The organism is Pseudomonas sp. NPDC086278 (genome assembly GCF_050280905.1).
Lineage (GTDB): Bacteria > Pseudomonadota > Gammaproteobacteria > Pseudomonadales > Pseudomonadaceae > Aquipseudomonas.
Genome location: NZ_JBNNWE010000005.1, coordinates 56,592 through 73,808, shown reverse-complemented (window position 1 = coordinate 73,808; position 17,217 = coordinate 56,592). Strand labels below are relative to the sequence as shown.

At 62.2% G+C, this 17,217-nt stretch carries 15 protein-coding genes; 6 read left to right on the top strand and 9 right to left on the bottom strand.

Annotation, left to right across the window (positions count from 1 at the left end; translation table 11 throughout):
• Positions 1 to 47 precede the first annotated feature (47 nt).
• Complete coding sequence (locus ACQKP4_RS03160) at positions 48 to 2,867, bottom strand: RHS repeat domain-containing protein (RefSeq protein ID WP_427630324.1); 2,820 nt, start codon at positions 2,865 to 2,867, stop codon at positions 48 to 50.
• A gap of 165 nt (positions 2,868 to 3,032) precedes the next feature.
• On the opposite strand from ACQKP4_RS03160, the gene ACQKP4_RS03155 reads away from it, so the two are divergent.
• From ACQKP4_RS03155 to ACQKP4_RS03145, 3 genes are all read left to right on the top strand, one after another.
• Positions 3,033 to 3,497: a multidrug transporter gene (locus tag ACQKP4_RS03155; RefSeq protein WP_427630322.1), complete on the top strand. Its 465-nt coding sequence runs from the start codon at positions 3,033 to 3,035 to the stop codon at positions 3,495 to 3,497.
• A gap of 34 nt (positions 3,498 to 3,531) precedes the next feature.
• On the top strand, positions 3,532 to 4,356 hold the full coding sequence (locus ACQKP4_RS03150) for an SDR family oxidoreductase (protein WP_427630321.1): 825 nt from the start codon (positions 3,532 to 3,534) through the stop codon (positions 4,354 to 4,356).
• 143 nt (positions 4,357 to 4,499) lie between these two features.
• Entirely contained in the window at positions 4,500 to 4,898 is a 399-nt protein-coding gene (locus tag ACQKP4_RS03145) for a DUF4440 domain-containing protein (protein ID WP_427630319.1), read from the top strand.
• 148 nt (positions 4,899 to 5,046) lie between these two features.
• Here the strand turns inward: ACQKP4_RS03145 and ACQKP4_RS03140 are convergent, their stop codons facing one another.
• The 4 genes from ACQKP4_RS03140 to ACQKP4_RS03125 all read right to left on the bottom strand — a co-directional run bounded on the left by ACQKP4_RS03140 (position 5,047) and on the right by ACQKP4_RS03125 (position 10,003).
• The gene (locus ACQKP4_RS03140; protein ID WP_427630317.1) at positions 5,047 to 5,910 is read right to left on the bottom strand and encodes an efflux RND transporter periplasmic adaptor subunit; all 864 of its coding nucleotides are present in this window, start codon (positions 5,908 to 5,910) and stop codon (positions 5,047 to 5,049) included.
• A gap of 53 nt (positions 5,911 to 5,963) precedes the next feature.
• On the bottom strand, positions 5,964 to 6,164 hold the full coding sequence (locus tag ACQKP4_RS03135; protein WP_007896379.1) for a DUF1656 domain-containing protein: 201 nt from the start codon (positions 6,162 to 6,164) through the stop codon (positions 5,964 to 5,966).
• Positions 6,154 to 8,346: an FUSC family protein gene (locus ACQKP4_RS03130; RefSeq protein WP_427630315.1), complete on the bottom strand. Its 2,193-nt coding sequence runs from the start codon at positions 8,344 to 8,346 to the stop codon at positions 6,154 to 6,156. Before ACQKP4_RS03130 ends, ACQKP4_RS03135 begins: the two co-directional genes overlap by 11 nt.
• 148 nt (positions 8,347 to 8,494) lie before the next feature.
• Positions 8,495 to 10,003 carry an efflux transporter outer membrane subunit gene (locus ACQKP4_RS03125; protein WP_427630313.1) on the bottom strand — a complete coding sequence of 503 codons (1,509 nt, stop codon included), beginning with the start codon at positions 10,001 to 10,003 and terminating at the stop codon, positions 8,495 to 8,497.
• Positions 10,004 to 10,442: 439 nt separating this feature from the next.
• Between ACQKP4_RS03125 and ACQKP4_RS03120 the strand changes: the two genes are divergently transcribed.
• Together ACQKP4_RS03120 and ACQKP4_RS03115 are read left to right on the top strand one after the other, a co-directional pair.
• Positions 10,443 to 11,411: a LysR family transcriptional regulator gene (locus ACQKP4_RS03120; RefSeq protein ID WP_427630312.1), complete on the top strand. Its 969-nt coding sequence runs from the start codon at positions 10,443 to 10,445 to the stop codon at positions 11,409 to 11,411.
• Between the two features lie 300 nt (positions 11,412 to 11,711).
• Positions 11,712 to 12,686: a 2-hydroxyacid dehydrogenase gene (locus tag ACQKP4_RS03115; protein ID WP_427630310.1), complete on the top strand. Its 975-nt coding sequence runs from the start codon at positions 11,712 to 11,714 to the stop codon at positions 12,684 to 12,686.
• Between the two features lie 39 nt (positions 12,687 to 12,725).
• Here the strand turns inward: ACQKP4_RS03115 and ACQKP4_RS03110 are convergent, their stop codons facing one another.
• Positions 12,726 to 13,628: a DMT family transporter gene (locus tag ACQKP4_RS03110; protein ID WP_427630308.1), complete on the bottom strand. Its 903-nt coding sequence runs from the start codon at positions 13,626 to 13,628 to the stop codon at positions 12,726 to 12,728.
• A gap of 139 nt (positions 13,629 to 13,767) precedes the next feature.
• Here ACQKP4_RS03110 and ACQKP4_RS03105 point away from each other — a divergent pair, with 139 nt between their 5' ends.
• Positions 13,768 to 14,643, top strand: coding sequence for a helix-turn-helix domain-containing protein (locus tag ACQKP4_RS03105; RefSeq protein WP_427630307.1), 876 nt, complete (start codon positions 13,768 to 13,770; stop codon positions 14,641 to 14,643).
• Between the two features lie 218 nt (positions 14,644 to 14,861).
• Here ACQKP4_RS03105 and ACQKP4_RS03100 read toward each other — a convergent pair whose 3' ends face one another.
• From ACQKP4_RS03100 to ACQKP4_RS03090, 3 genes are read right to left on the bottom strand one after another with little or no spacing between them, the layout of a single operon-like run.
• A complete protein-coding gene (locus ACQKP4_RS03100) occupies positions 14,862 to 15,188 on the bottom strand; it encodes a DUF3325 domain-containing protein (protein WP_427630305.1) in 327 nt (108 codons plus the stop codon).
• A complete protein-coding gene (locus ACQKP4_RS03095) occupies positions 15,189 to 16,769 on the bottom strand; it encodes a PepSY-associated TM helix domain-containing protein (RefSeq protein ID WP_427630303.1) in 1,581 nt (526 codons plus the stop codon).
• Positions 16,766 to 17,071: a DUF3649 domain-containing protein gene (locus tag ACQKP4_RS03090; RefSeq protein WP_427630301.1), complete on the bottom strand. Its 306-nt coding sequence runs from the start codon at positions 17,069 to 17,071 to the stop codon at positions 16,766 to 16,768. Before ACQKP4_RS03090 ends, ACQKP4_RS03095 begins: the two co-directional genes overlap by 4 nt.
• Positions 17,072 to 17,217 lie beyond the last annotated feature (146 nt).

The following is a 17,217-nucleotide window of genomic DNA, read 5'->3' as shown; positions in this document are numbered from 1 at the left end:
AGGGCTGGCTACTGTCAGAAATTACAGTGGCGACCAGCGGTTTCGGCTCAACGTTTGGCCGTGACCACCTGTTTGGCCATGGTTTTGCGGATCTTCGTCTGTGAATACACCGAGACGGCTGCGTTCGAGCGACTCAGCAGCCCCACCTTGCCGGGTGCGTAGCGGTCGATGCCGCTCGCGCCCTGGACGGTTTGGTAATGAATATTCCAGACCTGCAGTTTTTGGTCGAACTTCATGAAGGCGAAGCCGGATATGACTTCTTCCGGCTGCCCCTGCTCGTCCAGGTCAAAGCCGTAGTCCCGATATTCCATTGCCCCGGCGAGCCCCATGCCGTGCTGCGTTGCAGGCAGGTCGTTGTACTGCGCGTTCTCCTTCGCGCCCTCGACATGACGCACCCGCAGCACGTTGTCGTTGAGCTGATCCACGGTCAGGGAGCAACCGCTGAAGTTTGCCGTGAACACATAGGTCGGTTCGGTGCCGGTGGGGTTGAGGGGAATGTCCACATAACCGCCCTGGGGCGCCCAGAATCCGGCGACCGCGTTGTCTTTGTCGGGGATCTCGCCTTTCGGGATGTCGACCACCCGCAACATATTGAAAGCGCCCTTGCCCGCGCCCGAATAACTCAGTTTGTCCATCGTGAAAATAAACTCGCCGCCGCGGCTGTTTTTCAACCCGGACGCCGTAGTGGCTGAATATCGCCCGGGAAACGGCTCGATAAATTTTGCGCTGACCTCGACCTGCCTGAACTCGCGGGTGTCCAGGGCCTTGTGGATGTTGGTGGGCTTACCGGTCGCCGGTACGCCAAGGTTGGGTTTGCCCCGGTCGATATACCGTGCTCCCGGGACGTTACGCTCCGCACCCGCCGCAATAATCGGCTGCCGCAACCCGTTCGGCTGCGGCACCTTGCTGACGGCGCCGTGGTCATCGACCAGGCTGACCGGATTATTTCGGGTCATCCAAAACAGATTCAACCCATCCACCGCCCCCGCCGGGTCCGGATTCAACCAGCGTTGCAACCACGGCACGTAGTAGCGAAAACCATAGTAATAAAGCCCCGTCGCATCCTGTTCCTTGCCCGAGTAGCGCAGGGTTTTATACGTCTGCGGGCCACTGGACCAGGCCGTTTCGCCGAACGGATAAAAGTGTTCCTGACTGACGATCTGCGCCTCGGCGTCCAGTTCCACGGCGCAGGAATCAAGGTGGTCGACCAAGGTGTAGCGATACTGATCGTTGACCCCGGACGGCGGGTTGCTCTGCCAATGCAGCACCCGCACGGCATTCAGCCCGGCCTCGGCCAGGATGACGTGCAGCCTTTGCCCGGTGCCGCTGTCGGTGCGCACTTCGAGGCCATCGAGGTAACGAACTTCGCTCGTCACCGTCCGGGCGCGGGTCTGCAATGAACGGACTTTGCGCACCCGCCGACCGCCGCCGTCATAGAGGTAAACCTCACGGTCGTCGAGCCCGGAATCGCGCTCCACCGGGCTGACCGCGTGCAATTGGTCACGCCGGTTCCAGCTCAGAAACCGGCCCTGATCCAGCGCCAGCAGATTGCCTCTGGCGTCGAATGCGTCGGCGATGTCGTCTTCGCTCGGCGGCACACCGTCGCGCCATGGCAAACAGCGATTGCTGTAGCGGGCGGCTTGCAATTCACGGCCTGGGCTTTGCGCCCCGAGGTGGTTCAGCTTCAGCAGATTGCCGCCCGCGTCGTAACAATAGCTTTGGTGGTAATTACCGAGCGCCGCCGGATCGTCGCGCCCGACCGAGCGCGGCCCTTGCTTCGCGGCGCCCGCCTCCCAGCCAGACGCCTCGATCAATTGATAAAGACTGTCGTAGCTGAACCGGCTGAGGGGCTCGATGCGCTGGTTGTTGAAGTAGCGCACCGGCAGTGCCTTGTCTTCAATGCTCAAGACGTTGCCCATTCGGTCATAGGCGTAAAGCAGGTGTTGCAGCCATCCGCTGTGATCGCTGTGCGCCCGTCGCGCCATCAGTCGACCGTCTTCAGGGCAATACGTGAGGGTCGTGTGCACGCCGTTGCCCGCCACCTCGCGAGTGATTTGTCCCTCGGCGTTGTACTCGATCCCGCTGACGAGCATTTGCCAATCGGGCTTGCCGGCGAGCTTCAACGCGCAGTGCAGAAGCCGTCCATCAAGGGAGAAGCCAAACGTCTGGCCGTTTTGCCCGGCATCGAGCTTTTCCAGTACATCGCCCAGCGGACCGAAACGCCACGTCGAGACAGCGCCGTCACCGGGTTCGAGCAGTTTTTGTCGATCCACGAGCGATTGCGGCCAATCCGCTGCAGCCGCCTCCAGCGTGAAGTGTCGAGCGTGCGCGGTGCATTGACCGGTGATCGCAAACGACTCAAACAGCACACTCCCGCCGGGGTCATCCTGGCGAATCAACTCGCCGTATTGGTTGCGCACCTGGCTGCCGTGACCGGGACGACCATATTCCATGCGCTCGGCACACCGCGCCGGCTGCGTGTGGAGGTGCTCGAACACCGCCACGGGGCGCAGCCTGTCGTCATAAGTCACCTCCCGTCGTGTGCCACGACTGTCCCAGCCGAGCAGCACTTGATCGGCCACGCCGAAAAGATTGATCTGCGAACCGGCGTCGACGCTGATCATCGACACGGCATTTCCTGACAGTGAGTACACCGTCTCGAGATTGGCCGGTGTCAGCGGGTCGTGTTCCTGCCGTAACCAAAGCCGTGGGTCCCACTGTTTGACGGCGTGCCCGGCGGCGTTGTGGAGGATGCGGTTCATCCGCGCCTCGGGAATGGCACCCCGGTCTCCACGCCAATAATCCACCGAACAGATCGGCAACTCTCGTGGATCGACGACCGACAATCTGGGGGTTTTGGAGTGCATACCGGCGCATCCCTGAAGGCCAGCACTGATCTAATCGTTCACGGCGACAGCGGGCTACTGTCAGAAATTACAGTCCCGACCAACGGCAGCCGACCTCGAACGGTGAATGTCCATTCCCGCGGCCCTTCGGTACGATGGTCGCCATGCGTTCACGGAGCACACGACATGTTCATCGGCGTCCTGCTGGTCATCACCTGGCTGGTTTTATTGTTGCGCTACCCGGCCAAGGCCCTGCCAGTCTCTATCGCGGCCGCCATCGGCCTGGGCCTGGTCGCTACGTGGGTCATCTGGCTGGACAACCGCGAGGTCAAGCAACTCGAGCGCCTGGAATTGCGCATCACCTATGCACCAGCGCAGTGCCCGGCAGACCGTCCGCTACAGCTGAAAATGAACAACGGCAACAGCGTGCCGCTGACCGAGTTGCGCTGGCGCATTGCGGCGTATGCGCCGGGCGACATGGTAAACCTGGCTGACAATCAATACACCGCCCCGCGCTATCACGGCCCCGGTGAATTGCAGGCCGGCGCCAACTGGGAAGACTGCTTGCCCCTGCCGCCGCTGCGCCCTGGGTATCGCCCGCAAACATTGGAGTTTCGCGCCGAGCGTTTGCAGGGTAGTTTCTCCGATTGATGTGCCCTTTAACGTTTTGCACAAGGACCGCGCCATGCCCGTTGCATTGATTACCGGTTGCTCCAGCGGCATTGGCCGCGCGCTGGCCGATGTGTTCAAAAACGCTGGATACGATGTCTGGGCCAGCGCCCGAAAAATTGAAGACGTGGCCGCACTGGCCGCCGCCGGATTCACCGCCGTGCAACTGGACGTTAACGACGGCGCGGCGCTCGAACTGTTGAGCGAGCGGATCAATCTGCAAACTGGCGGCCTCGACGTGCTGATCAACAATGCCGGTTACGGCGCCATAGGGCCGCTGCTCGACGGCGGTGTGCCGGCGATGCAGCGCCAGTTCGAAACCAATGTGTTCTCGGTCGTCGGTGTCACCCGCGCCCTGTTCCCGGTACTGCGCCGCGCCAAAGGCCTGGTGGTGAATATCGGCAGCGTTTCCGGGGTGTTGGTGACGCCGTTTGCCGGCGCCTATTGCGCGTCCAAAGCCGCCGTCCACGCGTTGACCGACGCGTTGCGCATGGAGCTGGCACCGTTCGGCATCCGCGTGATGGAAGTCCAGCCTGGCGCCATCGAATCCAGCTTCGCCAAGAACGCCGGCCATGAAGCCGAGCAATTGATCACCGAACAATCGCCGTGGTTTCCCCTGCGTGAAGGCATTCGCGCGCGGGCCAACGCGTCTCAGGACAAACCGACACCGGCCAGGGAATTTGCCGAAGGCCTGCTCAAGGCTGTGCAGCAAAGCAAACCACCGCGTCTGATTCGTTTGGGCAATGGCTGCCGGGCGTTGCCGTTGCTGGCGGCGTTGTTGCCCAAAGGCCTGCTGGAGGCAGGGCTGATGAAGCGGTTCGGGTTGCGCGGGCAGCTCTGAGACCGTGTCATCGTTCTTCGCGAGCAAGCCCGCTCCCACATTTGGAATGCATTCCCCTGTGGGAGCGGGCTTGCTCGCGAAAGCATTGGAACATTCACCGGAAATTCGCATTCATTCGCAAACCCAACAGTGACCACATGCCCATGACCGACTACACCGAATACTTCGACGAAGTGATCCAGGCCCACGTCGCAATCGAACAATGGCTGGCCGAGGAGCGCGACGCGGCTGAGCTGGAACAATTACTGACGCGTTTCTCGCCGCAGTTTTCCATGGTCTCGCCGCTGGGTCGGGCGCTGGATTTCGACGCGTTGCGGGAGTTGTTTCAAATGGCCGGCGGGAAGAAGCTCGGGTTCAGGATTGAACTCGGCGAACTGCTCGGTATCGCCTTGCATGATGCTGGCGCGGTGGTCAGTTATCGCGAGCAACAGACCGATGCAACGGGGCTGCACTCGGATCGGCGTTCGACCGTGGTGTTCGAGAAAGCGGCCGGTGGCAAAGTGATCTGGCGGCATTTGCATGAGACGTTTTGCAAGGGCTGACTCGATCGCTCTTGTGGCGAGGGGGCTTGCCCCCGTTCGAGGGCGAAGCCGTCGTAAAACCAGAGCATGTGTTCTACCTGACAGCACCGGTTTGCAGGTTTTGGGACAGCTACGCAATCCAACGGGGGCAAGTCCACTCGCCACAGGGTTACTTGCCAACTGTCTGGTTGACCACCACCGTGCACGTAATCCCCGCCGCCAACAGCACCCCGACGGGCACTTCATCAAGGTGAATCCGCACCGGCACTCGCTGCGCCAGGCGCACCCAGTTGAAGGTCGGGTTCACATCGGCAATCAGCTCGCGACTCTCCGAATTATCCCGGTCGTAGATGCCGCGAGAAATGCTCTCCACATGCCCCTTGAGTATTTCGCCGCTCATCAACTGCATGTCGGCTTTATCGCCGACCCGCACGTGCGGCAGTTTGGTTTCTTCGAAGAAGCCATACACCCAGAACGAGTTCATATCGACCACGGCCATTTTCGCTTCGCCGATGCGCGCGTAGTCGCCGCGATGCACATTGAGGTTGGTCACATAACCGTCGACCGCCGCCCGCACTTCGGTGCGTTTGAGGTTGAGTTCGGCGGCTTCGAGTTGGGCCTGGGCGTGTTGATAATCGGCCAGTGCCGCGTCGGCAATGTTGCTGGCGTCGTCGCGGTTTTCCCTGGAGATCACCAAGGCATCCAGGTCGGCGCGGCGCCGGGCGTTGACCTTGCGCATCTCCCACGTCGACTTGCGTGACGCCACCAGTGACTGCGCCTGTTTGACCGCGATGCGGTAGTGCTCGGGGTCGATCTGCATCAGCAAATCACCCTTCTTGACCAATTGGTTGTCGCGCACCGGCACGTCCACCACTTGCCCGGTGACGTCGGCGGCGACGTTGATGATGTCGGCGCGCACCCGGCCGTCGCGGGTCCACGGCGTATCCATGTAATGCACCCACAGCGTGCGGCCGATCCAAATCGCGAGGGCCAGCACCAACAACGTGGCGAGCAGGCTGAAAAGCTTTTTCATCAGGGCCTTCTTCAGTAATAAAGCGTCAGTGATTGAGAGTCAGCGATGGCGCGTCACCGGTAGACGGTCAGCGCCAGAGCGCCGAACAGACAGGTAAACAGACTCAGGCGCAGCAACGCCGGGTGCCAGAAGAAGCGGTACAGATCGAACCCGGACAAAAACCGGTCCAGGGCCCAGGCCAGTGCGGCGGCGATGAAAAACATCAGCGTCATGGTCGGCATGTACACGCCGTGGAAGGCGATTTCACGCGGCATGTTCAGGCCCTTTGTTCGTAGCGTTGAGGTAGCCGGCAAGCGGCGATTGCGGGTCCAGCAACGAAGTGCGGATGAAGTGCAGATAGCTCTTCACCCGGCGCAATGCCGAGGTGTCGAAGTGCGGTGCGAACGGTTCGTCGGTGGCCTGCACGCGGCTGAGCGCATGGTCCACCGCGATCAGGCTGCGCTCCAGATTGTGCTGCCCCGGTTGCAGAAACAGGCGCACCAGCGAGCGACCCATCACCCGGATTGCCTGGCGCCACGGCTGTGATTCGGCGTAGGCCGGATGGACCGGCAAGATCGCCTGTTCCTTGCGCAATTCGATGATCGCGTGGCCGACTTCCAGCACCACAAACATCCAGCGCAACAAGTCCCGTTGCACCTGCGGCTGCCCCGCCGCCAGACCGTAGGCCTGGTGCAGCAAGTCCCGCGTACGGCTTTCGAAACTCGAGGCCAGCCCCTTCAGTTTGCCGCCGATTGCATACACCACTTGCCCACGCAAATCCTGCTCCAGTCGGCGCCACAACCAGCGGCTGTTCGGCGGCAGGATGATTGCCCCCGCCGCCGCGCACACCAGCATGCCGAGGACCATGGCGATGTAGTCGTTGATGAACGCGTACGGGTTGTAGACGGTGAGATTGTCCGGCACCGAACCGGTGCTGAAGAAGATCAGCAAGCCGAGGCCGACACCGGCGTATTGCGGGCGTGAGGTCAGGAACGAACCCAATACGATGACCGGCGCGAGCATCACGCACAGCAATGGAAAACCATCGATCCACGGGAAAATGAAAAACATCTCGACGAAGCCGATCAGCGCCCCGAGTAATGTTCCGCAAGCCATTTGAAAGGCCATGCGTTTCGGATTTGGCGTCGCGGCGCTAAGGCCCACGGTCGCCGCCGCGATCAGGGTCATGGTCGCGCCGCTTGGCCACGCGGTCGCCACCCAATAGCTGCCGAGCACCACCAGAATGAACGCCGCCCGAATGCCCGATGCCGCCGAGGCCATCCAGTTGGTTTGCGGGGTGAACGGCTCATCCCATTGCTCCCGGGCATGGCGGTGATCGGCGAGCGAAGCGTGGGTCTGTGCATAACTGTGCAAGTCTTCGACAAAGCGATAGAGCAACTCGTACGCGGTGTGGAAATCCAGCTGGTCGGCGTCGCTCGGGGCGCTCTCCTGGAAAATCGCCCGCAGGCTGCGGACCTGCGTCGGCAGCTGTTCCTTGTAGACCGTCAATGCGGCGCTCAGACGCGCGGCATCGGCACTGGTCAGGGCGCGAGCGCTGAAACCGTCGAGCACTTCGGCGAGGTCTTGCAAGCCGGGTTTGATCGCCGCGACCACCTGATCGGCGCCGCTGCTGTGCAAGCGTTCGAGCAATTGGTGCAGGGCATTGAAGCGGGTGGTGATGCCCATGAACTCGCTGTTCAAGCGGCTCAGCCGCCCGTTGCGCCGACGCATGTGCGGGTCTTCGAACACGGTCACGCTGCGCAGCCCTTCCAGCCCGACCGCCTCGGCGATGAAGCGCACGTTGCTCGCTTCAAACGCCTCCCGTTGGCTGCGACCGCGCAGGCCATCGGTGACAAACAAGGCAAACACGCCGAAGCGCTGATACAAGGCATTGCGCATCGCCGCGCTGGCGGTTTGCGGCAGGATCGCCGCGCTGACGACCGTGGCGCACAGAATGCCCAGCGAGATTTCCAGCACGCGCCAGACCGCCGCCATGAACGCGCCGTCCGGGTGCGCCAGCGCGGGCAAACCGACCATCGCCGCGGTGTACCCGGCCAGCACAAAACCGTAGGCGCGAAAGTTGCGATACCGCGCTGCGCCGGCTGTACAAATACCGACCCAGATCGCCAGCGCACCGAGGAACAGCTCGGTGTTCTGCGCGAACAAGGCAATCAGCGCGACCATCACCGCCGACCCGGCCAACGTGCCCAGGAAACGGTAAAAGCTCTTGGCGAACACCTGACCGCTTTGCGGCTGCATGACGATGAACACGGTGATCATCGCCGTGCGCGGTTGCGGCAATTCCAGGCGCATCGCCAACCAGAGGGTCAGGAACGCGGCGAACAACACCTTGAACAGGTAGACCCAGGTCACGCCATCGCTGCGTGCCCACTCATAAAAACCCCGGCGCCATTCAAGGGTGGACAGCCAGCGCAGCGGTGCGGGCAAGGGCGTCATGAAATCCTGCCGGGGAAATGTCTGCGGGGACCAAGAACCTGTGGGAGCGGGCTTGCTCGCGAAAGCGGTGGGTCAGTCAATGCAGATGTCGCCTGACACAGCGCATTCGCGAGCAAGCCCGCTCCCACAGGTCCCACAGGATGAGTGTTCAATTCAGGCTCTTCAGGGTGGCCGGGGTTTTCGGCGCGGCGGTCTGGCGGTCTTTCGGCACATCGTTGCCCGCGCCCAGCCCGCCACCGAGCGCCGTCACCAATTGCGCGTGAACACTGAGGCGCGCCGCCTGAACCTGTTGCTCGACTTGCTGCTGTTTGAACAACAAGGTCTGGGCGTTGAGTACGTTGAGGTAATCGGTGAGCCCGCGCTGGTAGGCGATCATCGCGATGTCGTAGGTCTTCTGCGCCGTGGCCACCGACTCGGCGGCGAAGGCTTGCTGTTTGTCCATGGACTCGCGGCGGATCAACTGGTCGGAGATGCTTTTCAGGGCATTGACCAGCGTCCGGTTGTACCTGGCCACGGCGATGTCATACCCGGCCGAGGCTTCGCCCAGCTCGGAGCGCAACCGTCCGCCGTCGAAGATCGGCAAGGAAATCGCCGGGCCGACGCTGTAGTTGAGTTTGTTGCCGCTCAAAAACGCCAGCGCGCCGCCGCCCGTGGCCATGTAGCCGAGGCTGCCGACCAGATCGACATTGGGATAAAAACCGGCGTGAGCAACGTCAATGCCCCGCGCCTGTGCCGCCACCTGCCAGCGACTGGCGACCACGTCCGGGCGCTGGCCGAGCAGTTGCGCGGGCAGCGACGACGGCAGTTTCAGCGGTGCGGCCAACGACAGCGTCGGCCGCTGCAATTGCGCGCCGTCTCCCGGTCCCTTGCCTGCCAGGGCCGCGAGTTGGTTACGGCTGAGGGCGATGGCTTCGTCCAGCGCATCGATCTGGCGATGGGTTTCCGGCAGCGGCGTTTGCGCCTGGCTGACTTCGAAATGAGTGCCGATGCCGCCGCTCAGGCGTTTTTGCGCGAGGTCGAGAATCTGCTGTTGCTGCTTTAGCGTCGCCAGGACGATGTCGCGCTGGGCGTAATGCAGCGACAACTCGATGTAGGCGCGCACGATGTTGTTCTGCAATTCGAGCTGCGCCAGACGCGCTTCAGCAACGCTCGTGTGCGCCATGTCCACCGCGCGCTCGCTGGCATTGGTTTCACGGCCCCAGAGGTCGAGGGCGTAGCTGAAACCCAGCGCGGCGTTGTTGTCCCACGTTGTCGTGTCGGCCAACTCGCCCGGCCCGTAGAACTGATCGGTCGGCCAGTTATGGCGTTTGAGGGTCGATTCGCCGTTGATCTGCAACGACTCGGCGGCTTCGGCAATGCCGGCCATGGACTTGGCCTGGCGCACTCGCGCGGTGGCCATGGCCATGGTCGGGCTGCCCTGCACGGCAAGCTTGATCCAACGGTTCAATTGCGGGTCGCCATAGGCCTGCCACCATTGTGCGGTGGGCCAATGAGCGTCCTGCGCGGCGTTCTGGATAGCCTCGTCGGTGGCCAGTGAATCGGCCTCCAGTGCCTTGCCTTGTGGCGCAATACCTGCGGTGCCGAGGCAGCCGCCGATGGCCAGGGTTAAAGCCAAAACACTGAGCGTCTGAAGCGCTCTGTTGATGCGACGCGGCACTGCTGCGATTTCCTGAGAGTGGGGGAGGCACAAGGTTCATGTGGGAGCCGGCTTTTGTGGGGAGGGGTTTCGTGGCGAGGGGGCTTGCCCCCGTCCGGCTGCGAAGCAGTCGTATACAGTTCACAGTATTCGGACTGAAGAACGCGTTCACCTGACTCAGGGTTGCTTCGCAACCCAACGGGGGCAAGCCCCCTCGCCACAAAGTCCCCTCGCCACAAGGCCCTTCACCACAAGGCCCCTTGCCACAAAGCCTGCTCACCACAAAGGCCTGCTTCCACAGGGTGGGTGCCGTACTGGGCGCAATTCTAGGGGGCGGCCCGAATGGCGATAAGCCGGGATTCCTGTGAATCTTTGTTACCGTTGGCGCGATAATCCCTTGGTCGGGGTCTGCGCCCCGCAACCTTGTGTCACAATTTGCCACCGCACCCGAGAGCACCCCATGGACACTTTGCAAAACATGCGCGCCTTCAGTTACGTGGCCGAGGCCGGCAGTTTCACCGCCGCCGCCGTGCAACTCGACACCACCACGGCCAACGTCTCGCGCGCGGTCTCCAACCTGGAAGCCCATCTGCAAACCCGCCTGCTCAACCGCACCACCCGCCGCATCGCCCTGACCGAGGCCGGCAAGCGCTACCTGTTGCGCTGCGAGCAAATCCTGGCCTATGTCGAAGAAGCCGAAGCCGAGGCCAGTGACGCCCACGCCCGCCCCGCCGGCCAACTGAAAGTGCACACCATGACCGGCATCGGTCAGCACTTCGTGATCGACGCCATCGCCCGCTACCGCAAGACCCACCCCGACGTGACCTTCGACCTGACCATGGCCAACCGCGTGCCGGACCTGCTCGACGAGGGCTACGACGTGTCCATCGTGCTCGCCAGCGAATTGCCGGACTCGGGCTTCGTCTCCCAGCGCCTGGGCATCACCTACAGCATCGTCTGCGCCTCGCCGGCCTACGTGAAGGCCAACGGCTGCGCGCAAAAGCCCAGCGATTTGCTGAACCACATGTGCCTGCGGCTGGTGAGCCCGGTGATCCCGCTGGAAAAATGGGCCTTCGACGGTCCCGACGGCCAAGAGACCGTGACCATCAACAGCTCACCGTTCCTGGTCAATTCGGCGGACGCGATGAAAACGGCGATCACCAGCGGCATGGGCGTTGGCGTGCTGCCGGTGTACGCGGCGATTGAAGGTTTGCGCAACGGTTCGCTGGTGCGAGTGATGCCCGACTACCGGTCGCAGGAACTGAACCTCTACGCGATCTACCCTTCGCGGCAGTATCTGGACGCGAAAATCAAAACCTGGGTCGAGTACTTGCGTGGCTCATTGCCGGAGATTCTGGCGGCGCATCAGGCGGAATTGGCAGCCTACGAATTGAGCGGGAGTCTGGGCGGGGCTCGGCTGGCAAACTGAGTTCACGGTCCCTATAGACGCGCTGATTTTCGGGAAGGACTCCGACGGGTTCTGTCGGTTGGGCAGGCTTTGTCAGTCGCTGCCACATCAGCGAAACAAACGCCAATCCCCTGTGGGAGCGGGCTTGCTAGCGAATACGGTGTATCAGTCAACATTTTTGTCAATGACCCACCGCATTCGCTAGCAAGCCCGCTCCCACGGTTTTGAATGGAGTACATCCGGTAATCCGGGGGCTCGCACAAGGTCGGGGAAGAATGTTAGCGTGCTTGGCATTCTCCAAGCCCGACGAGCCCTCCTCCCATGAAAAAGACCGTCCTCGCGTTCAGCCGCGTCAGCCCCGAAATGGTCGAGCGCCTTCAGCAAGACTTCGACGTCATCGTGCCCAACCCGAAAAACGGCGACATCAACGCCCAATTCAACGAAGCCCTGCCCCACGCGCATGGCCTGATCGGCGTCGGTCGCAAACTCGGGCGCGAACAACTGGCAACCGCCGGCAAACTCGAAGTGGTGTCCAGCGTCTCCGTCGGCTATGACAACTACGATGTCGCCTACTTCAACGAACGCGGGATCATGCTCACCAACACCCCCGACGTGCTCACCGAAAGCACCGCCGACCTGGCGTTTTCCCTGCTCATGAGCAGTGCCCGCCGCGTCGCCGAACTGGACGCCTGGACCAAGGCCGGTCAGTGGCAGGCCACCGTCGGCGCACCGCTGTTCGGCACCGATGTGCACGGCAAGACCCTGGGCATCGTCGGCATGGGCAACATCGGTGCAGCCATCGCCCGTCGCGGTCGCCTGGGTTTCAACATGCCGATTCTCTACAGCGGCAACAGCCGCAAGACCGAACTTGAGCAAGAACTCGGCGCGCAGTTCCGCACCCTCGATCAACTGCTGGCCGAAGCCGATTTCGTCTGCCTGGTGGTGCCGCTCAGTGAAAAAACCCGGCACCTGATCAGTCACCGCGAACTGGCGCTGATGAAGCCGAGCGCGATCCTGATCAACATCGCCCGTGGTCCGGTCGTCGACGAACCGGCGCTGATCGAAGCGCTGCAGACCAACCGCATTCGTGGCGCCGGGCTGGACGTCTACGAGAAAGAACCGCTGGCCGAGTCGCCATTGTTCCAACTGAAAAACGCGGTGACCTTGCCGCACATCGGTTCCGCCACCCACGAAACCCGTGAGGCCATGGCCAACCGTGCCTTGGCTAACTTGCGCAGCGCGCTGCTGGGCGAGCGGCCGCAGGATCTGGTCAACCCGCAAGTCTGGAAAGGCTGAATAAAACGGGCAGACGTTGTTAAACGCCTGCCCGTACGATCAAGCCAGTTTTCCTTCGCCATGCACCGTCGGCGCCTTGGGTTTGCGAAACACCAGCACGTTACCCAGCATCACCAGCACCAATCCGATCAGCGCCGGTGCGGTCCATTGGTAGCCTTCGGCAAATGCCGACACGTTCAACGCCACCACCGGGAATAGCACCGTGCAATACGCCGCACGCTCCGGGCCCATACGTCCGACCAGCGTCAGGTAGGCGGTGAAGCCGATCACCGAACCGGGAATGACCAGGTACAGCAGCGAACCGATGTAACGCGCGTTCCATTCGATGTCGAACGGAATGCCTTTGACCAGGCACCACACCGACAGCATCGCCGCGCCATAGGCCATGCCCCAGGCGTTGGTGGTCAACGGCTTCAGCCCCGCCTTCTGCTGCAAACTCGACAGCATGTTGCCGGCCGAGAAACACAGGGTGCCGAGCAGCGCCAGGCCCAGGCCGAGCAAGGTTTCCGGGCTCGCGGTGTGCCCCGCCAGCTCAGGCCAAAACAGCAGGCCCAGTCCAGACAAGCCCAACGCGCCCCCCATCAACACATTGCGGGCGATTTTCTGGCCAAAGAACACCCGCGCATTCAGCGCGTTCCATAGGGTGGCGGTGGAAAACACCACGGCCACCAGACCGCTGGGAATCCACTGACTGGCGGTCAGGAAGCACATGAAGTTGACGCAGAACAGGCACAACCCCTGCGCCAGACAGATCAAATGCCCGCGACGGTTCATCACTTGCAGGCGCCGGCTGAGCAGCAACACCACGAACAACACCAGCGCCGCGAGACCGAAGCGATAGACGATCGACACCGGAATGGCGACCACGCCCAGTTGCCATTTCAAGGCAATCCAGGTGGTGCCCCAGATCAACACGGTCAGCAAATACAACGACAGGTTCATGGCAAACGCTCCTCAATAGGGGCTCAGTGTCCTGCGTCGGCACTTCTCGCACTTGCATAAACTTGCGCTTTTGTCGGCGCGCAGGCTGGCAGGGCAACGTCTACGGAGTAGGATGCGAAGCGTTGGAGAGAAAACGATCATGCCCGCACTGGAAACCCTGCAAGTCTTTCAAGCCCTCAACCGCTCGCCCAATGCTCGTCTTGAGCACAGCGCGGAGCTGGGTGACGGCCTGTCTGCCGCTTTGTGGAGCAACCATCACGACGCCCAGGAATACGAAGCGCCCAGCCATCACACGTTGTCGTGCTACATCGCTGGCGGCACCGGCACCTTTCGCCGCGGCCAGCCCGGCACCAAGGGCGGCCCCGACAAGTTGTGCATCTTGCCGGCCGAGCATCAATCAGGGTGGGTGATCAACGGCGACATTCGCCTGGCCCATCTGTATTTCAGCCCCGAACAATTCGCCCTCGGCTGCGTCACGCTGCTGGACCGCGAACCGCGCGAAGTGCAATTGCGCGAAGCGACCTTTCTCGATGATCCGGCGCAAGCCCGACGTTTTCGGCAGATGCTCACCCTCAATTGGGATGAGCCCGGCGAACGCGTGCTCACCAGCAGCCTGGCCCACGAGATGCTCAGCCATGCGTTACTGAGTCAGGTCGGCATGCGTGAAGGGTTACGGCTTAAAGGTGGGCTGGCGGCGCATCAGCGGCGGCAGTTGGTGGAGTTCATCGACACCCGGCTCGCCGAGGCCATCAGCCTGGGGCAATTGGCGGCCCTGTGCGCGTTGTCGGAATACCACTTTGCGCGGATGTTCCGGGAGAGTTTTGGCTTGCCGCCGCATCAATATGTGTTGGCGCGCAGGCTGAGTCGGGCGCGGGAGCTGCTGCGCTCGACCTCGCAGCCGTTGGGAGAGATTGCGCTGGCGTGCGGGTTTGCCAGTGCGAGTCATTTCACCAACCGGTTTCGACAGGTGCTGGGGGGGACACCTGGGGAGTATCGGCAGGCGTTTTTGCGCTAGGCCCGAAGATCATCGGTGCCTGTCAGGGCCTCTTCGCGAGCAAGCCCGCTCCCACATTGGTTTGTGAGCGATACAGATCAACTGTGGGAGCGGGCTTGCCCGCGAAGAACGATGACGCGGTTTGGGATCAGCACTCCAGCGTGCTCAACTCCATCACCTGCCCTTGTAGTCCGGGTCTTCGGTGACTTCGGCGTCGGTGTAGGCTGGCGATCATCCGTTCAGCACTGCGCCATCGCGGCGACGGGGCTGACGAGCAGGCTCAACCCGGCCAATGACAGCGCCAGGCGCGGGCGATACGGCAGCAACAGCACCAGCGTCAAACCGCTGAGCATCAACACCGCACACCACTGCACCAGCCCAAGGCCCCAGCCGGTTTTCGACACCGCCGCCCACAACGAAACCGTAAGCAACGCCCATCCAGTCAGTTTGAAAATCCGGCGGCGCTGGAGCGACGCTTTGCGCCCCAACAGTTCGGAGTGATGCCGGTCCATCGACAAACACAGGGCAGTGAAACCGCCGTAACACAAGAGCAAGGCCAGCAACATTCAGTTCGCCTCCTGCTCAAGCGTGATCGGTCGGGCGCGTTCTTTGGTGACGCGCGCGACCTGCCCGGCACGCCGCATTTTCCACGCGGCCCAGGCCAGAAACAGACCGCTGCCCAGGCACGTCAGGTCGAAACCGGCGAGGGTCCAGTCACCCTGCGCCAGCGTCACGCCCATGTGGTACGGCGTGGTCAACGCGTTGAGCAGCGGTATGGCGCAAAACAGCAGCGCGGCCAGCGCCAATTGCTCGACCCACGCGGCGCGACCACGGCGGATCAGCGCATGAATCACGCTCAAGCCCCAGACGATGAAGAAGCTGTTCACTTCCCAATCCGAGCGCGCGGCCATCTCGGCCGGCAGCAGGCGATTGGCCCAGAAGAACGCCGCCACCGCGACCACCAGCCCGGACATGCTGGCAATGTTCAACACTTCCACCAGCCGCAACTCGAACGGCATGACGCCGCTTTTTGCGTGTTTGAGCTGACGCTTGCCGAGCCAGATCACCAGCCCGGTGCCGATCAACGCGGTGCTCGCCAAGCCGAAAACGAAGTACAACCAGCGCAGCACCGGGCTCGCAAAATGCCCCATGTGCAAGCCATAGAAACTGCCGGCGATAGCCATTGGCACCGGTTGCTGCGGCGTGGCACTGAGTTGCTGGCCGGTCACGCCGTTGAAGGTCACTGCGCTGCTGGCGTCGTAAATCACCCGGTCGGCGTCGTCCCTTGAAGCAACGACCGAGGCATTTGCATCCCCCGGATTATTCACCGTCAAACGGTCCACACGACCGCCCGACCACTGCGCCCGCGCCCGTTCCAGCAACGGCGCCAGCGGTGCCAGCTCGCCCGGTTTGCCGGCAAGTTCCGGCGTAATGGCAGCCGGGAACACCTCCGCGTAAAACGTTTGCACATCACCTTTGTACGAGGCGAGGATGCTGGCCGGCATGACCATCGCCATGAAAATCACCAGGCTGCTGTAGGTGATCATCAGGTGAAACGGCAGCACCAGGACGCCCACCGCATTGTGCCCGTCCAGCCAGGAACGCTGGCCCTTGCGCGGGCGGAAGGTGAAGAAGTCCTTGAAGATTTTCTTGTGGGTGATGATCCCGGTAATCAGGCCGATGAACATCACCATCGCCGCCATCGTCGACAACCAGCGGCCCCACGGATAGGGCATCTGCAATTGGAAGTGGAAGCGATAAAAGAACTCGCCGCCCATGGTCTCGCGGCCCTGCACTTCGGCACCGGTTTGCGCGTCGAGGAGTTTTTCGGTGAATTTGCCGCGCTCGCCCGGTTTGGCCGGCGACTGCTGCCAGCGCACCGACAGGCCCGGCTCGCGGGCACTGGGCAAATCGATCAGCCAGCGCGAGGCACCGCCAGCGTGTTGCTGAAGGTAGTTCTGTGCCAGCGTCAGACTGGTTTCGGAACTGACGGAACGTGCGGGCACTTCGGGCTGCATCCAGTGGCTGATCTCGTCCTTGAAATACGCGAGGGTCCCGGTCAGGAAAATCGCGAACAGCAACCAGCCGAAGATCAGCCCGGTCCAGGTGTGCAACCAGGCCATCGCCTGACGAAATCCCTCTTTCATACCCGGCCCATCCAGTACGCGACGCCGGACACCGCCGCCAGCACCAGGCTCGGCAGGATCAACCCGAACCAGGCTTGCCACGCACTGCGGCAGGCAAAACACCAGAGCACCGCCACCAGATACACCAGGAACGAACTCATCATGCCCGTCACCACGGCTTCGGCGCGGGCCATCGGCAACCACAGCGCCAGGCTCACACTGGCAAGCGCCGAGAGGATGTAACCGCCCAACAACGCCGCCAGCACGCGAGACGCGACGGCCAATCGGTAGGAAACGGGAAGCGTACGGGTTTTGCCTTTCATGTTTCGACCTTGAAACCGGGTGAGGCCCGTGAACGTCACGGGACCAGCAAGCGCGCAATATTAATGATAAATATTCTCATACGCAAAATAGATCGGATTGCCGGATGTGGGAGGGACTGAAACCTTGGGGTGAGGGGGGCTTGCCT

Excerpts from the sequence above, each read along its gene's own strand:
- ACQKP4_RS03090 (WP_427630301.1), bottom strand. The coding sequence starts at position 17,071 with ATGAAAGGCAAAACCCGTACGCTTCCCGTTTCCTACCGATTGGCCGTC.
- ACQKP4_RS03105 (WP_427630307.1), top strand. The coding sequence starts at position 13,768 with ATGCCCGCACTGGAAACCCTGCAAGTCTTTCAAGCCCTCAACCGCTCG.
- ACQKP4_RS03160 (WP_427630324.1), bottom strand. The coding sequence starts at position 2,867 with ATGCACTCCAAAACCCCCAGATTGTCGGTCGTCGATCCACGAGAGTTG.
- ACQKP4_RS03100 (WP_427630305.1), bottom strand. The coding sequence starts at position 15,188 with ATGTTGCTGGCCTTGCTCTTGTGTTACGGCGGTTTCACTGCCCTGTGT.
- ACQKP4_RS03150 (WP_427630321.1), top strand. The coding sequence starts at position 3,532 with ATGCCCGTTGCATTGATTACCGGTTGCTCCAGCGGCATTGGCCGCGCG.
- ACQKP4_RS03120 (WP_427630312.1), top strand. The coding sequence starts at position 10,443 with ATGGACACTTTGCAAAACATGCGCGCCTTCAGTTACGTGGCCGAGGCC.
- ACQKP4_RS03115 (WP_427630310.1), top strand. The coding sequence starts at position 11,712 with ATGAAAAAGACCGTCCTCGCGTTCAGCCGCGTCAGCCCCGAAATGGTC.
- ACQKP4_RS03135 (WP_007896379.1), bottom strand. The coding sequence starts at position 6,164 with ATGCCGCGTGAAATCGCCTTCCACGGCGTGTACATGCCGACCATGACG.
- ACQKP4_RS03145 (WP_427630319.1), top strand. The coding sequence starts at position 4,500 with ATGACCGACTACACCGAATACTTCGACGAAGTGATCCAGGCCCACGTC.
- ACQKP4_RS03130 (WP_427630315.1), bottom strand. The coding sequence starts at position 8,346 with ATGACGCCCTTGCCCGCACCGCTGCGCTGGCTGTCCACCCTTGAATGG.
- ACQKP4_RS03110 (WP_427630308.1), bottom strand. The coding sequence starts at position 13,628 with ATGAACCTGTCGTTGTATTTGCTGACCGTGTTGATCTGGGGCACCACC.
- ACQKP4_RS03140 (WP_427630317.1), bottom strand. The coding sequence starts at position 5,910 with ATGAAAAAGCTTTTCAGCCTGCTCGCCACGTTGTTGGTGCTGGCCCTC.
- ACQKP4_RS03095 (WP_427630303.1), bottom strand. The coding sequence starts at position 16,769 with ATGAAAGAGGGATTTCGTCAGGCGATGGCCTGGTTGCACACCTGGACC.
- ACQKP4_RS03155 (WP_427630322.1), top strand. The coding sequence starts at position 3,033 with ATGTTCATCGGCGTCCTGCTGGTCATCACCTGGCTGGTTTTATTGTTG.